This window comes from uncultured Bacteroides sp. (assembly GCF_937912035.1).
Lineage (GTDB): Bacteria > Bacteroidota > Bacteroidia > Bacteroidales > Bacteroidaceae > Phocaeicola.
This window is the reverse complement of record NZ_CALDPF010000033.1, coordinates 42,398-60,206: the sequence shown is the minus strand read 5'-3', so window position 1 is coordinate 60,206 and position 17,809 is coordinate 42,398. Positions and strand designations below refer to the sequence as shown.

The 17,809-nt window shown below is 35.0% G+C and carries 7 protein-coding genes; all 7 read right to left on the bottom strand.

Annotated elements, in window-relative coordinates:
* Positions 1-37: 37 nt before the first annotated feature.
* On the bottom strand, positions 38-2,884 hold the full coding sequence (locus Q0486_RS08350; RefSeq protein WP_299232017.1) for an alginate lyase family protein: 2,847 nt from the start codon (positions 2,882-2,884) through the stop codon (positions 38-40).
* An 11-nt stretch (positions 2,885-2,895) separates the two neighbouring features.
* Positions 2,896-4,095 (bottom strand): glycoside hydrolase family 88 protein, encoded by a 1,200-nt coding sequence (locus tag Q0486_RS08345; RefSeq protein ID WP_299232014.1) that lies wholly within the window; start codon positions 4,093-4,095, stop codon positions 2,896-2,898.
* Between the two features lie 99 nt (positions 4,096-4,194).
* The gene (locus tag Q0486_RS08340) at positions 4,195-4,722 is read right to left on the bottom strand and encodes a hypothetical protein (RefSeq protein ID WP_299232012.1); all 528 of its coding nucleotides are present in this window, start codon (positions 4,720-4,722) and stop codon (positions 4,195-4,197) included.
* Positions 4,723-4,772: 50 nt separating this feature from the next.
* Complete coding sequence (locus Q0486_RS08335) at positions 4,773-6,452, bottom strand: RagB/SusD family nutrient uptake outer membrane protein (RefSeq protein ID WP_299232011.1); 1,680 nt, start codon at positions 6,450-6,452, stop codon at positions 4,773-4,775.
* 11 nt (positions 6,453-6,463) lie between these two features.
* Positions 6,464-9,631 (bottom strand): TonB-dependent receptor, encoded by a 3,168-nt coding sequence (locus Q0486_RS08330; protein ID WP_299232010.1) that lies wholly within the window; start codon positions 9,629-9,631, stop codon positions 6,464-6,466.
* Between the two features lie 338 nt (positions 9,632-9,969).
* Entirely contained in the window at positions 9,970-13,476 is a 3,507-nt protein-coding gene (locus Q0486_RS08325) for a glycosyl hydrolase (RefSeq protein WP_299232009.1), read from the bottom strand.
* Positions 13,477-13,622: 146 nt separating this feature from the next.
* Positions 13,623-17,621, bottom strand: coding sequence for a hybrid sensor histidine kinase/response regulator transcription factor (locus Q0486_RS08320; protein ID WP_299232008.1), 3,999 nt, complete (start codon positions 17,619-17,621; stop codon positions 13,623-13,625).
* Positions 17,622-17,809 lie beyond the last annotated feature (188 nt).

The following is a 17,809-nucleotide window of genomic DNA, read 5'->3' as shown; positions in this document are numbered from 1 at the left end:
TATGGTTAAACATTAATTTAAAATAGACAATAGTTCATTACTTTACTGATATTAACAGTCTCATATCTAAATTCATTGAAGGCTTATTTTTTACAGCCTTAAGAATATATACCCCCTCATTTTTTTTCTGTGGTTTCCTCTGTTCGGCTGATTCAATTTCGAAGTAAGCCCCAGAAGGAGACTGAATAGTAACCTCTACATGTTTACCATTTTTCTCAAGTATTGCAGTTCTACGATTCTTTAACGTAACTTTTGCATCTGTTACTCCTCTCCACGAAATTTCTTTTACTTTTTTATTAAGCTTGTAAGAGTCATTGATTATAACTGTCTTATCAGTTTTATTCATAGTCAATGTTCTGGTCATATTATCACAATATGGACTATATACATCTGTCAAGTCAATTTCCGCAATCGAAACCGGCTTATTCATAACAGATTTGGAAAAATGTGATTTACCATAAATATTCTGTTCTGCATCGTCTATCATTGGAACATTATGACTCTGAGTCTGTGTTCTGAAATACTGCCACCTTTCTCCATTCATATCAAAGAAATCAGGAAGGTAGTAGTTGTCGCTTCCCAAATCGTAGAACCATTTTTCGCCTAAAGCAAAATACTCGAATGCACCAAGATCAAGATGTCCATGATTCACCTGATTATAACCAGCCTTAATTGACGCGAAAACAGCATTCTCTGACCAGTCTGTACGCATAGTGGCCACCTCTACCGGTCCTCTGAAATAACAGTCTGTGGATATAGGAGTTACTTTTTGAGGAGCTTGATAGAATAATACATCAAAAACAGAAGCCTTTTTTCCTGTCAAACTAAGCAAAGCATGTTCTCTACCTGCCAAAACAGCATCATTATTCTGTTGAGCCATCCATAAAATAAGTCCATTAGGATTGTTCTTCGAATCAGGATAACAATCTGCATAACTTATAAGATTGCCATTCGGAGCAGTCATATACCAGTTATAATAGAATGTTTTGTCAAATCCCTCAAAATCAGACAATCCATAGTCATGTCCTATCGCATTCTGTAATACTTCCAAGCCAAGTACAGCATGTGAAGTTGCAAATCCCCAATATCCGGGTCCCTCAGGATAAGCACCATCAGGAGCATATTCATTCATTGCCAGTGACATGGATTCAATCGCTTTTGGCACTATATACTTTGCATAAAAGTCAGAATCCTCATCATCTTTTGCAATAGCCAATGCCCCTGTCATCATTCCTGAATTACATACAATATTCCAGTTATGACGCACGTATGTAAACCATCCGTATGGTGCACCATCGTAAGCCCCCATTCCAGGCAAAAGCCCATTCTTGATTATAGAGTTCCTAATGTTCTTCCTTTCTTTGAATGTAAGTGCATCATAGAAAATATCATATCCAAAAGCTACAGCCATGGTAGCTTCAGCCGCACCTAAAAAATGCTGCCAGTCCCATAGTACCACATTATTACATAGATATTTTATTATATCGATAGCCTTATTTTTATATAAAAAATTACCTGTATAATGATAAGCAAAACCAAGGCATAATAATTCATCCTGACAACGTCTGGTATTTGACTGTACCGGATTATCTATATACTTGTCTGCATTTTCAATAACTTCACGTATATATTTTTGCAAAAGAGTATCTTTTCTAGAGCTTTCCCTGACATTCTGCATCTGTTCCTTAGTCACCAGAAGTCGTGGATGTTCTTCTGATATTGACTTAAAAAGTTCATCTGCATTAACATGAACTTCAGGTGTCTTCTTCCATGGATTCTCTGGCGTAAGCCATACATAAAGTTTTTCGTAACCTTCAGCATCCAATACAGGTGGCATCAATGTAGGGAAAGTCCACGCAAAATGATGACGTCTGTAAATTACCGGTTGTTTTCCTCTAGTATAAGCTGCATAATTATCATAACCATATACCTTACTCATAGCCTCAAACAAATTATAAGGCCAACCACCTTCAACGGGTTTATTGACTTTTTTACAATGAGGCCATTTATCCGGATTTATGGAATAATACAAGAGATAATCAAGTGCTTTCTTTATACTGGCACCGTCAAAATCCATTTCAAATAGATTCTCGCCAGTTTCATTATAAATAACCCATGCTGATGCTGTTATAGGGGCCAAAGAAAAATATGTATACCACAAACCATTCTCACCACGTACTATTTCTTCCGGCATAGAGCCATCCTTAGCTATCTTTTTACTTATATCAGATTTTATTAAATTACAATTATAAGTAATCTCATCTTTGTCATCCAAGAAAGAGGCTGAAAGAAGCGAGGCGTAACGTCCCCAGTCTGCCCAGTTGTTTTTTCTATGCCGAATGCTGTCTCCTGCTTTCTTATATACATTTTCTGTCCATTTCCTGAATAAATCTTTATCTTTCTCTTCCCATAGAGTTTCATTTTTCATCAGTAATGCAGCATTCATAAGTCCGGCTCCTGAATATGCCATAACCAATGAGCCATCAAATTCAGAGAAAAGTTTATTCTTTCTTGCCCATGCATTAAGCAATTCACTTGCCTTTAAAGCATACTTTTTTTCTCCATTCAAACGATACATCAATGCACATACATACGCATTGAAAGCATCTGTCTGCAAACTTTTAGAATTTTGTACATGAGCTAAGGAATCAATATACCTTCCTGGTATCATAAAATCTGCCAAAGCATGAGAAGAGGCTTTCAATGCCTTCTCAGCCTCCTCATGCAATTGATTATATCCCTTAACAATCAGACTGTCGTTCGACTTCAGCTGACGCATTACCCGGAATAACTGAATATCCGAATACATACCTTGCGCAATAATACTACTTGAAAACGTACAGCATAAAAACAATAACAGACAGAATATTTTACCTCTTTTCATAACATTCAATTTTAATTACCAGACTTCATTCTCTTATACCTCAACAATGCCTCTACAAAATAATAGTCAGCATAAGTTAACGGTACATCAACTTCAGACTTATGAGGAAGAGAACCAACACTATGTTTAAGTATAAACCCACCCAATTCACCTTTTTTTGCAAGATATTCAGAACTGCAAAGTGTCATAATCTGTTTCTCAACAACTTGCATATATTTTTCCGACAAATCCTGTGGTACATATTGCGACAATTCAAGCAATGCAGAACAAATAACAGCTGCAGCAGACGCATCACGAAGTGAATTTGGGATTTCAGGATCACAGAAATCCCAATAAGGGATATAATCTGCAGGCATCTTTGGATGATTTAGTAAATAAGATGCAACCTTTTCCGCCTGTCTTTTATACCTTTCAAAACCGGTCATTCTGTACATCATTGTATATCCATACAATGCCCAAGCCTGTCCTCTTGACCATTCACTCTCGTCAGAACATCCCTGCCATGTCTGTTTTACATGAGGTTTGCCTGTAATCGTATCGTATGACACCACATGATAACAACTCATATTATCTCTGAAATGGTTTTCCATTGTCTTGTCAGCATGGCTGATTGCAATCTTTATATAAGTACTGTCGTTCGTCATCTGCGTAGCAGCACAAAGCATCTCCAAGTTCATCATATTATCTATGATAACAGGATACTGCCACCTGTCCGCATTAAAATCCCATGAACGAATCAAACCTACTTTAGGATTATATCTCTTAGACAATGATTTTGAAGCTTCTATTATTATGTCCCTATATTTTTTCTGTGGCTCCATCCTGTATGCATTGCCAAACGGGCAGTATATCATGAAACCGACATCATGATTGTCTGTCGTAAATTTCTGATCTTCAACCCTCTGTGATAATTTTATTGCGTAATCTTTAATCATATTATTTTCCCCCGATTCATAAAGATACCACAACGTTCCAGGTACAAAGCCACTTGTCCACCACGCCGATGTTGCCATAACCACAGTATCATTCTCGTATGTTTTTGGCAAGCTATTATTGTATTGCAACGCTTTGGAAGCAAGTTTCTCATATTGTTCTTCTGCAATATCAATTGTACTATTTACGAGACTATGTATGTCACCATTTACATTACCAGTTGTACAAGAAGTTGATAATATTAGAAAAATAAGATTATAAACTAAAATTTTTCTCATAAATAAAGAATCAAAGCTCACCATATCAAATTAGAACCTTATCCTAATAAAAAGGTTCTAACTTGATATATGGTATTTTTACTCATTAAAACAAATCTGTTATTTTATTTCAACAGTTACATAATAGTTTTCAGTAAATGCCCTAACCTCATATTCTTCGGTTTTTATTATAGTTGTAGAGCTTACATCTGTAGCAACAATTGTCTTGTTCGGATCGAACGTCAATACACGTAAGAAGCCTTTCTGACCATTTAAAGCCTTAATATACACATTCTGAGAACCTCCAACAGCATTAGGCCAAATCATTTTATATGCACCGTCTGAGCCTGGAGTTAACGTATTGCCATTACTATCTACTACTACATAATCCTCGCCACATACCAATTGAGGATCCGAGTTAGGGACAGTAGATGTATAATAATAAACCTCAGGACTATATGGCCTATTAAAAACGCTGAAAAAGTATGTAGGTATTGCAATTATACTACCTTGTTGAACTGTATACTTTAATTCATTTCCACCTGGAAAACTTTCATTTCCTAAACCATAATAATAAATATGTTCCATTTCGGGATTATCATTTCCCCATTCATCATTACATGAAGTGAACATACCTAATAAAGCCAAAAAGCTAAATAATTTTATTACAATTGTTTTCATAAGTCCTATTCATTAAATTATTTCCAACCCGGATTCTGTTCTATACGTCCTTCAGAAGAAGAAATTTCGAAAGTAGGTATAGGATACAAATAATCCTTATTAACATCAAAGCTACGTGAAGAAGCTTCTTCTATCACATACATTTCACCTTGATCATATACTTTAACACCTTTATAAAATCCATTTTCGTCAGTCAAACGATCCTTTATATTATCACGAGGTATAGTACAACCTGTATCTTCATAATTGTAGATAAGCCCGACAACCGCCTGTGGTAAAACTTTCTCAGCAGTTTTCCAACGAATTATATCATCATAGTGTAACCCTTCATTAATAAATTCTATCATTCGTTCACGACGAATTTCCTCAAGCATATTAAGTTGGTTAGATGTAACAAAATCATTTGTCAGTCTAACATTAAACCCTACACGATTCCTTAAACGATTTATCGTATCATCTAATTTATCATCCGTTATACTTCCATTATATTCATATAGTGCTTCTGCATAAGAAACCAAAACTTCAGCAAAACGAATAATAATACAATCACAATCACGCAACAAATCAGCCTCTTTTCTGATATAACCTTTTTTTATCGCATACCCAAAACCTGAAACTTCATCTGTTTTAAAAGGTCTATATGGAGATAAAAAGTTATTACCAATCTCTTCACTACCCTGTTCACCAGGAAGACGTAATGTCAAGCACACTCTTGGGTCACGATTACCAAGAGCATCCATAATTTTCAATTCAGGATAAACTCTATATAAAGTTTTATTTTTGGGTAAACCATCAATATATAAAAAATTATCCAACATACTCCTTGTCACATAAGTATCAGTAACCTTTCTATTATTTTTAAAAGAAGGATATTGATAAATTTTAACAAAGACACTTTCCAGATTTCCTGAACCTTCTCCTGCATATTGGAATAAATTTGTAAAATCAGGATATAAATCATGTTTTGGATTATTATAAATCATAATCTCAGCAGCGTCAATAGCCTTCTTTAAATGTTCTTTATAATCACCCCCAACTGTCTGATGATACTTTTTATGTGTTCCTTCATACAAACCAATTCTAACAATCATCGCAAGAGCTGCAGATTTTGAGACTCTGCCCCAGTCTGATTCACTCTTCAATTCATCAATCTCAGGAAGCCAAGTATAAGCAAATTCCAAGTCTTTATAACATTGTTGAATAACTACTTCTCTTGAATCACGTCCTTTGGTGATTTCAGGGTCTGAAGTCGTGTTAAAAAATTTCAGAATCAAAGGCACATCACCATATTTTTTCACCAAATCAAAATAATGGTAAGCACGAAAGAAACAAGCCTCTGCTATCCAACGGTTTATTATATCCTCATCAACAGGAGTGTTAACAGCTTTAGTAATTATATTGTTACACACAGCAATTTTATTGTACGGACTAGACCAGTCAGAGGACTTTCCAGGAATTGTCCAGTTACCACTGGATGTTGCATTTTGACTTGTACCCACTAACTCATCAGAACGGAAATCAGCCTCAGTTCTATCAAAGCCAGGTAGGTCTGCATATAATTTATTACATGCATTTCGCAAATCAGTCTCAGATTTCCAATATCCGGCATCAGTCAAATCTGTTTCTGGAAATCTATCCAGATCACATGATCCTAATAAAGGAAGTAATACAAATAATAAAATAATATTTCTAATCATATTCTTAAATTTTAAAAGGTTATATTAAATCCTAAACTCCAGCTTCTAAAGAACGGATACTGGTTTCCCATACTTGATTTATTTTTGGATTCAGGATCAAAAATTGAAAGCATATTAGAATGTTCCCAAACATCTTCGCCTGTCACATAAATCCTTAACTGATTAAGGTATTTACTTACATGTGGAATGGTATATCCCAAAGTAATATTCTTTAACCTGCAATATGCTCCATTCTGAATCCAACGATCACTAGGTTTCCAGTTAAAGTCATTATTCTTATAAGCATATATACGAGGAAAATAAGCATCAGGATTATCAGGCGTCCAATAATCACGATGAATTGTAAATGGCAATCTACTATCAAAAGAAAATGGAATCAAGTATCCCAAATCTACCAAAACGGAACGTTGACCTACACCTTGGAACATCATTGAGAAATCAAATCCTTTCCACTGGGCAGACAAATTTACTCCATACAGATAATGTGGTGTATCACTACCCAAATTAACCAAATCACCAGGATTTTCAGGTGTAGCATCACCGACTCCAATCACATGATCCGGATTGCCTTGTACAACATATTTAATATCTCCACCGTCAATTTTTCCATCATTGAAAGATTCATAACCTGGATTAGCCTCTTTATATTGTAAATATTCATCACGACTACTCCAGAAGCCATCTGTCTTATATCCCCAAATAGTATTAATAGGATATCCTTCCAATAATTGTACCAGACCTTCACCAACGACATTCGCACCATCATATTCTAGAAGTTTATTATCGCTATCCGAAATATTGAAACTTACTTGATAACTGAAATCCTTAATCTTGTCTTTCCAACCAATATTAAAGTCCCAACCCCAAGTTTTCAGTCGACCGACATTTAATTTAGGGACACCAACACCTATCTGACTTGGTAACTGTAAATTAGACAACATATCATTATTATATTTCCAATAATAATCAAAACTTCCTGTCAGTCTATTATTAAAGAATCCCCAATCTAAACCTATGTTTGTGGTTTCTATGATTTCCCATGTTTTATCAATAGAGGCCAAAGTTGACTGATAATAAAACTTTTCAGATAAATAATTTCCACTATTCAGCATAGGAATATAATCATACAAACCAAGTACGGCACCATTTCCTAACTGTCCCCATGAGGCTCTAATTTTCAGGTTATCAACAAAATCCAGACCAAACCATGATTCCTCACTTAAACGCCATGCAGCAGAGACTGAAGGGAAAGCTCTCCAACGACGTTCAGGAGCCAAACGAGAACTACCATCGTAACGAACATTCATCTCCAACAAATATCTATCTTTGAAGCTATAATTTATACGACCAAAATAAGACATCATTGCCCAAGGAGATATATTATCAGATATTACTGTATTGGAAGCCAGTGAAGTGTCGTAAGCATTAAATGTAAAGAAATCATTTGAATTCATGTCAGTTGCTGTAGCAGACATTTGATTTTTCTTGTAATTCTCATAAGAAGTACCTCCTAACAATGAAAAGTCATGTTTTCCATCCAACTCAAACGTATAATTAATGGTTGCCTCAAACAAATCATGAAAATCATTATATCTTTCTCTCTGTAAAGAATTCGGATTATTCAATTGATTACGGATTCCATTTCCAAAACGATCATACCAAACAATAGTTCTTTTCAATATGTCTCTTGAATAATATCCCGCTCTTCTTGAAGCATTTAAATTTATACGTAAACCTTTTACGAGATCTTTGATGGTCAAACCAATCTTACCTCTGTATGAAGTTAATGTAGATTCATCGTATCCTCCATTTTGCATAACATCTACTGGATTCATAGGGGTTACCAAATCTCCATTAAAAATACTACCGCTTTCATCGCCTTCCGGCACATAAACCGGTTGTCTTGAACGGTTGGTAAAAGCTGCAGACAATACAGTCTCAGAACCAACTGATGGTTGTTCGGTAGTAGAAGATTGATATTGAAAATCAAGACCCAAATCAACATATTTATTCATCCTTGTATTCATATTAAGATGAATATTATACCTTTCATTACCATCTGGACCATATTTCAAAAGACCATCTTTCGTATAGAAATTACCGGAAAGGCTATAATTGGTTGATTTACTTCCACCGCGCACTGACACGGAATGACTTTGCTGCAATGTAACATCTTTTATAGACTCATCAACCCAATTTGTGGAGCCAAAATAATCCCATCGTCCATTACTTAACGGACGATAATTAAAATTAGGATTACCAGTCCATGATGACTTTTCTGCAGTCCACTCTGTATTTCCTTGAGCATTCAGACGACTCTGGTCAATAAAAAACTGATCCTCCCATGCTGGTAATCGCTCAGGTAAGTTTCCAGGAGTTAAAAATGAAACATACCCATTATAAGAAACTACTGGCTTCCCTTCTACACCTTTTTTGGTTGTTATCAAAATAACACCCGCTGCTGCTCTGGCACCATATATCGCACAAGAAGCTGCATCTTTCAATACAGATATAGATTCTATGTCATTAGGATTAAGCATATTCATATCACCCTCAACACCATCAATAAGAACTAGGGTTGATGTTGAATTTACAGAAGAATAACCACGAATCTGCAAACCAGATGTTTCACCACCAGGCTTTCCTCCGCCTCTAGTAATAGTAACTCCTGGTAATTCACCCTGCAATGCTGACATTATATTACTTGAAGCTTTTGTAGATATTTGTTCACCGTCTATTGCAGAGACCGAACCTGATAAGTTCACTTTCTTTTGTACACCATAACCAACAACTACGACTTCATCCAATGTTTCACTATCCTCTAACATTCTAACATTGATGACATTATTTGCACCAACTGTGATAATCTGTTCTTTATATCCTATATAAGTAAATTTCAATTTATCACCATTCGATGCTTCAATAAAATAATTACCATCAACATCCGAAATAGTTCCACCTGATTGATTTACAATAGAAATGTTTACACCTATTAAAGGGTTACCATTAGAGTCAGTCACTCGTCCTGTAATTTTCCGGTCTTGATTAATACTTAGATTATCACTCAAGCCTGTTACCGCGAAAACCTCAATACCGGGATTGAGACATGTCAGCAAACCTGCTGCAATAAGAGGAGTAATCCTCCTAAATTTCCCTTTTAAATAAAAGTCATGTTTCATAATATTATTAATTAATAAAAGAATAATAGATTATCAAAAATGTTAACATGAAAACCTAGGATTTAATTTCACTACAACAAAAATACAGCAAGACATATATAAAGTAACGTCGATTAATTTATATCATAGTAGAATATCATCTCGTATACAAATCGCACATATATCTTAGACAAAAACTACATATCCGGAATTTATTCCCCAAACAATTATTATATTACTACCTAATATTGATTTCAGACATCACTGAAATAAAAAAACTGTGTCAGTCCATTTATAACCGACACAGTTTAATAAACACATCTGAATAAAATATTAATCTTTAGAGCCTTAATTAAGAATCAGTCTTTATACTCGATATAAACATCACCTAATATTCCAGACTCAGTATATTTCACATACGGAGTAGGTATGGTTTCATAATGGTTTGCGGCTGTATTGTATACAACTAATTCAATCTTATTCTCACCACTGACCACATAGTCTGATATATCAAATTCCCATTCGGGAGAAACTCTTACGCCTACATCTTTACCATTAACGGACAGTTTTACGGAAGAGGATACATCTGACAGTTTAAGAATTATCCTTTCATTGCCATTATTATTCAGGTCAACCTTCTGAATATATTTTATTCCTCCGGAGTAATTTCGTAATCCGTCCGTTTTACCCCAATCTCCGGTTTCAATAAGACCAATACCGGTTATCTGTTTAAGCTCTGTAGTAATGGTTGCTCCCCCTTTAAATCCAAAATCATGTTTCACACGGATCAACACATTAGAAGGAGATGTTTTGTCTTCTTTTAATGAAACACAAATGTTTCCATCTTTTATTTTCGTCTTTACTGGTTCTCCATCAACCCATACCTTAGATTCACCATTAATTCCTACCGAAAATTCTTTTAGACCGGGAGCAGACTCAAAACGATACCAGCCATATTTATAATCTTCCGGATATGGATCGAATGGTAATATGGAAGAATCGTTATACCAGCACAGTGTCAACCTGTCTGATACTGATGCTCCGAATTTTTCATTATTACGGATAAAGAAATAAGTGACACACGGAGTATCATAATAAAGCACTACCCTGTTTATTCCTTTATTAAGGAATACATTATTTTCTGTTGTTACTTTGTTACCATTTACAAAACACTTGGAAGGTTTCACTTTACCTGTAAGAATAGTATATTCACCGGTATAAGGTGCTTTCACAGTAGTGTACAAATAATAATTATGTCCTGCCTTCTCTTCTGTTCTTCTGGTGTTCGTTGATTCGCGCTTGAGATTTCCCAATCTTATTACTTCCGGATTCATCTCCATCTTCAAGCCATGATAACCTTGATGGCCTGCATCACCATATACACCCCATTTGCGTGAATACTCATAAGGTTTCCATCCGGCAGGTGCGTATTGCATTTGCGACAGATATTCATCTGTCAATATCTCATCGGTAGCACCGCTGGACATAAATTCCATACCATAAGTATAGATCACTTCACTCCATTCACTGTCATTAACATTTTTCAGATCAAGACTCTTTTGGTCTGTCAACAGATATTGATAATGACGTATTTCGGGCAATATCTTCTCATTTGTTCCCGGATAATGGAAATCACCAAAACGATTATCCAGAACAGGCAATATCTCGCACTCCCACTCGTTCTTCAATTTTACGGTACGAATTATATTCCCGGATTCTTTATAAACAGGAGCGTCACTTTCAGGAGTAAATACAATTATCTGAAAAGATGATTTGCCATACGGCATTCTTACGATTGTTCCGTTTTCTGTTTGTTCCGTATCAGACAGCCGATACTTCTTTCCATCCAATACATCCCATAGTTCAACGTCACCTTTCTCACGGAAGAAACATTTTTCCCCTTTTTCGACATTATAGACTCCATATATTTCAAGGTTGTCTATCTTACGGTGATTGATATATGGCATAAGTTTATTCTTTGCGTCAATGACACGGAAGTCTCTTGCAAATTTTCCATCAAGAATGCACAATAGAGAGTCAGTAGAATCCGTTGAATAATAATTATCTCCTGAAGTCATCTGTGACACCAGACCGCCTACATAAGAAGAATCTTTGCCGTATGCATCAGTCGCTTCAGGTAATGAACCTATATTTATCAATATCCCGTCTTTTTGGGAGAATTCTATAAGCTTACACAAAGACGAATCCTTAATTGCCGACATTGAAGGTATGATTATGGCTTTATAGGACTCACCCGCAATTTTAAGTTCACCATTATCTATGACAGCATTCTGAAGTGAACTATAATCTATATAGTCAAAATCTATTCCATTACTGTAAAGTTTCTCGCCGGCTTTAAATGCTATATCCGATGATGTGTTCATATAGCCTGACACTTTAGGCTCGACAGGATATAATATTCCTACATCACACTGGTGATATCCCTGAGAAAACAGATAGCTTAATCTTTCCGTTATTTCGAGATTCTTATCCATAGTTTCCCAATAAGGCATCCGGAAGTGATTGCATGGAGGAGCCCATTCCCACATCGAGCCGGGAGTGGCATAATAAAGTCCGTGAAGGCTTAGCAGATTATATCCCATGGCATAATTGGCATATATTGCGTCCATAAGAGCGGCAGAAGTGGTTCCCCAACCGCTTGAATAGAAACCCTCAAGCCATACTCGCGGACGTTCGTAAAGATGGGCTATGGAAGCTGCAACCTTAGCCTTGATTATATTTTTACCAAGACGGGGTTGGTCAGAGCCAGGACCCTGGTTCCAGCGCTGGGTACGGAAATAGTCTCCAAACTCGTCTACCTGTCTTCCACGGCCTCCATGGTCGCAACCGTAAATCAGATTCCGCTCCGCATGCCAATTATATACAGGTATGAAGAAATTTTCTTCAGACAAAGATGTAAAAACATCATTATAATCCATACGTATCTTTGAAGTTATTTTTCCTATATCCATTTTTAGGGCTGCAAGATATGGACGTATATCATATCCCTTACGCTTGAGGAACTCCCTGGAGAACCTTTCATCCCATGCAATTCCCTTCAAATTAAAATTCAACTCATCTGAAAAAAAGAAATTCAGATTTCCCTTTGATGTCTCAGGAAACTTATCTTCAAAACGCTGGAAAAAACATCTTACATACTCCTTGCCGGAAAGTGGATGCATAGGATTGTATGACCGCTCTTGCGACACTGAATATGTTGCGACAACAGTCCATTCTTTGACATTACTATTCCACTTCAGAACTGACGAGGACACATGCCCTGTAAGATCTACAAACTCCTCAGGATTGTCTTTCCTGAAAGCAACTACGGAGACAAGATTATCTTTTATTGTCATTGACAGACTACCATTAGTGACATCATATTTTTCTATTACCAGTTGCGAAGCTGTTATATCGGGATGTAACGAACGAACCTCATCAAGGGCATAACCCTGACCAATGCCCAAAGTATAATCACTGACAGATACTGTCATATTGCGTTTGGCAGCCTCTTCCATGAACCATCCAAACAGACTCCACCACTCTTCCGAGAACTGTACCGGTTGCGATTTCAGACTGCTACCCCAAAAGTATCCTTTTCTGTCATCTGTATGGGAATAGTTTATCTGAAGACTGGAAATCTTCTTCTTTGACAACTCGTCAAGTTGCCATGAAAGGCGCTCTTTAGTAAGAGTATCAGCCTGCCACCAATAGAATGGTACTTCACCATAACCTTCAGGAGGAGTCTGGAATTTCTCATACAAGTCATTTACTCCGTTGCGTTCCGGATAACCTTTTTTCGCATTAACACTGAAAAATGGTAATGCGGATAATAGTAATAAATTTATTGCCTTAAAATTTCTCATAATTAAATTGATATATGCTTGTATAAACTATGCAATAATAATAAAATACCAACATAAACTAATATGCAATAATTTAAATGAAATCCAGAAGTTATATAATAGACAATTATAACATATATTTTATACAAAAAGCACATATAATCGAACTATGCTTTTGTAGTTTTCTTTTTTCTATAATTAACCGGCGTTTCCCCATACATATCCTTAAATGCCTGACTAAATATCCTTGAAGAATTAAATCCCAACTTATATGCAATATCAGAAATCAGCATATCTTCATTATTGACCAGATAATATTCAGCCTTCTTCAATTTTATATTAAGAATGAATTCTTTGGCTGTCATTCCGGTAACTTCCTTGATTTTTGAATACAGTTTAGCTCTGCTCATTGCCAATTCCTTGGACAGTTCATCTATTCCAAATTCAGGATTATCCAGATTATTGTCAATTATTGTCTCTGCTTTCTTTACAAACTGCATGTCACTCTCATTAGTAGCCACTATTCTGGAATCATAATTACCACTGGTCATATACTTATTTTGTAGTATTTTCCTATTATTAATAAGACTATTACACTTCATTATGAGAGAATTTACCTTGAAAGGTTTGGTGATATAATCATCCGCACCATTCTGGAAACCAGCAATATAATTCTCTTCCATATCCAATGCCGTAAGCAAGACAAACGGAATGTGACATGTTTCATAATTTCGTTTTACCATTGAACAGAACTCTATACCTGAGACATTGCCCAACATAACGTCAGACAATATGATATCCGGAACGCAAGATTTAAGCAAAGCCAAAGCCTCATCCACATCAGAGGAATAATGGACATTATAAATCGGTTTGAATGCTGAAATCAGAAGATTCAACATTTCTTCATTATCCTCTACTATCAGAATAGTATAGTCTTTTATATCTTCATCATCACCCGTATGCTTTAAATCTACCTGCTCTGAGACGACACTAAAAGAATCACTAATATCATCTTCTTTGTTCTCCAGCTGGTGTATATGTCCGTATCCTTCTTTAAATTCTAATGTAAATGTACAACCTCCTGATATATTGTTTTTCACAGAAACCATTCCGTCATGTTGTTCCATTACATCCTTTACATAAGACAGGCCTATACCAAATCCTTCATTAGTTCCACCTTCGTCAGCCTGATAGAAACGCTCAAAAATCTTATCTATCTTATCCGAAGGTATTCCCGTGCCTGTATCTGAAACATCAATGAATACTTTCTTCTGACGAGAACGACACGAAACACAAATACTACCTCCTGTCGGAGTATACTTGAAAGCGTTAGACAATAAGTTGGAAAGTACTTTCTTAAATTCTTCCTTATCAACGAACAATAAAATTTCCTGAGACTCTTTTATCAAATCAAAGGATATACCTGAAAGACGTGCTTTATCACGGAATGAATCCATTACATCTTCCAGTATGGGAATAATATTATATTGAGAAATCTTCAGATCTTTATTGGAGTATTCTTTTTTCCTGAAATTTAATATTTCTTTTATCAGCAGATGTAATGTATCGGCATTCTTATATATCCGGTTTATGCTTTGCTTCAGATTGCCATTCAAATCCTTGTAGTCTCTAACCAACATTTCTATCTGTGCCATAATCAAACTCACAGGAGTGAGAAGTTCATGCGATAAATTTATATAGAATTTTATACGTTCATTATTTATACTTTCAATTCTATTTTTTTCTATCTGTTCATATTTAAGCTCAAGTCTAAGCCTTCTTTTAGAGTCGTATATTCTAAAAGAAAAGAATATTATAGTAGCTATAATAACAATATAAATGATTATTGCCCATATTGTTGCATAAAAAGGTGGATGAACAATAATAGGTAAACTTATCATTTCCGACTGTTCAGAAGTATCATATTCAGCTTTTACTCTTAACACATATTTTCCAGGAGTAATATTCGTATAATGTATATTATTTTTGTCGCTTAAACTCCAAGTCTTATCAAAACCTTCAAGCATATATACTATACGTTCATTACCCGATTTCAAGAAATCAAGATTCGAAACCTCAACATCAAAACTGCGATAACCACTCTTCAAATTTACCTCAGATATATATGGCAATGCTTCGCTGATAATACCTTTTTCTGACGGTATAATTTCTTCAGAATCAACAAATAATCTTGAGAAAATCAGTCTGTCAGAGACTGAAACTTTAGCAATATCATGATAATTAAACATTATTCCACCATTTAGTGTACCTACCATGATATTATAGTTATCATCAACATAATAGCCGCATCCTTCGTTTATAACCCTATCCATAGCAAAACGTTCATTACTCAAATGAGTAAAAGTTCTACTTTCTATATTAAGGAAGGTAATCCCCTGGCTGGTTAAAATAGAAAGCTGGCCATCAGGCATTTCCTGAATATTCAATGCATGCTCTAATGTTATATCATCAGAAGAATCAACAAACTTTTCAAACTTTTTGGTCGTTTCATTATACAAATACAATCCCCTACCTGATGTTATAGCCCAAATACGTTCCTTACTATCTTCAATAATATTATAAACCCTCGTTGCCTGCTCTAATTCATTAATAGGAAGAAGTTCATCATGAGACAGAGTTTTACCGGAATTCAAATCAAATTCAAGAATCTTTGCACTTAGAAAACTTATCCACAACCGATGTCTACTGTCAATAGTCATTACTGAAGGAGTAGATGTGGACAGTTGTAAATCAGAAAGGAAAGGTTTGTAGGCATGTCTGATGATATCATAACATACAAAACCTTTATTTGTTGCAACATAAAGATTATTTTCAGAATAAGCCATGTCCAAGATAAGATTACCAAACGAGATTTCTCCTTCCAAAGCAATCTTCTCTTCTGTTACAATCCTTTTCTTAACATCATAAACATATATACCGGAATAATATGTCCTACAGTAAATCTTACCATTCACTGTATCATAGGCAAAAGAAGCTATACTTCCATTTCCTGGTATATCTATCTTTGACAACAGACCATTTGATTTATCATATTTATATAACCCTCTTGACGATGATATCAGTAATTCATTTTTGTTAACAGGACAAATCTTGTTTATTGTAAAATATTTATCGACATTGTCATTTATATTGATATTTGTAAATATCTGGTCCATTGGATTAAAATAGTCGACACCTCCAATAAAAGAACCTATCCATATTGTACCCTGGGCGTCACAGAAAATTGAAACAATAGAATTATGCGATAACGAAACAGAAGATTTATCCGGTGCATAATTAACGAAAGTTTCAGTATCTCTGGAAAACATGCTTAAACCTTTATTAGATCCAATCCACATATTGCCATATTTATCCTGAGTAACACAACGTATATTATTAGAAAATATAGTTTTAGGATTGTACTTATCTGTCATGAAATGTTTTACGACATTCGAATCATTCAGAACATATAATCCATTATTACCTGTTGAAATCCACAACAATGAATTATTGTCTTCAAAAATATGTTTTATTTCTAAATCAGATAAAACCACCTGTACATTCTTATCTTTATCAATTTTATACAGATTTCTCTCAGAACCGACATAAACATTTCCTTTTCTATCAGCATATACAGATGTTACCACAGTCTCATTCTGACCCTTTTTATCTATTTGTTTATATAATTCCAGTTTGTCCGTAGACTTATTATAAAACAGTACATCAAATCCACGGCAAGCCCACAAAGTATCATTACAGAAATTAATTGCCATGATATCCTTACCTAAGGATTTGAATGTTTCAAAACGTTGATTGAACGAAACAAGTTCTTCGTCGCTTAAGAAATATATATGTTCTTTATTATCAGTACATAATAACCTAGTACGTTCAAATCCTCTTTTCCCTTCATCCGTATTCATTAAAAGAGGCCTGATTTCATTACCATTATATACATTAAGTCCGTGGCGTGTAGCAAACCACATTTGCCCAAGATTGTCACTAATTATCGACATTACAGATACTTGTGAGAGTCCTTCTTTTACTCCCAGATGTCTAAAATTAATATTTTGAGCAAACAATACACATTGTAGAAATATACAGAATATAACGAATAATATTCCCCTTTTTTTATATTCCTGAAGGTCCATATTTTTACAGTTCTTCATATATTGAATTTTTCATTAATCAATTCAAAGTCATAACATTCCATGCAATTACGCATGAAACAATATGCAATATTAATAAAAATATCAATACACTGAAGCTTTTAAATATTAAACCGTTATTATCTAAAAAAATAATTCTTATTGCCGCAGAAAAACACGACAATAAGAATTAAAGGAACTATAAAGAT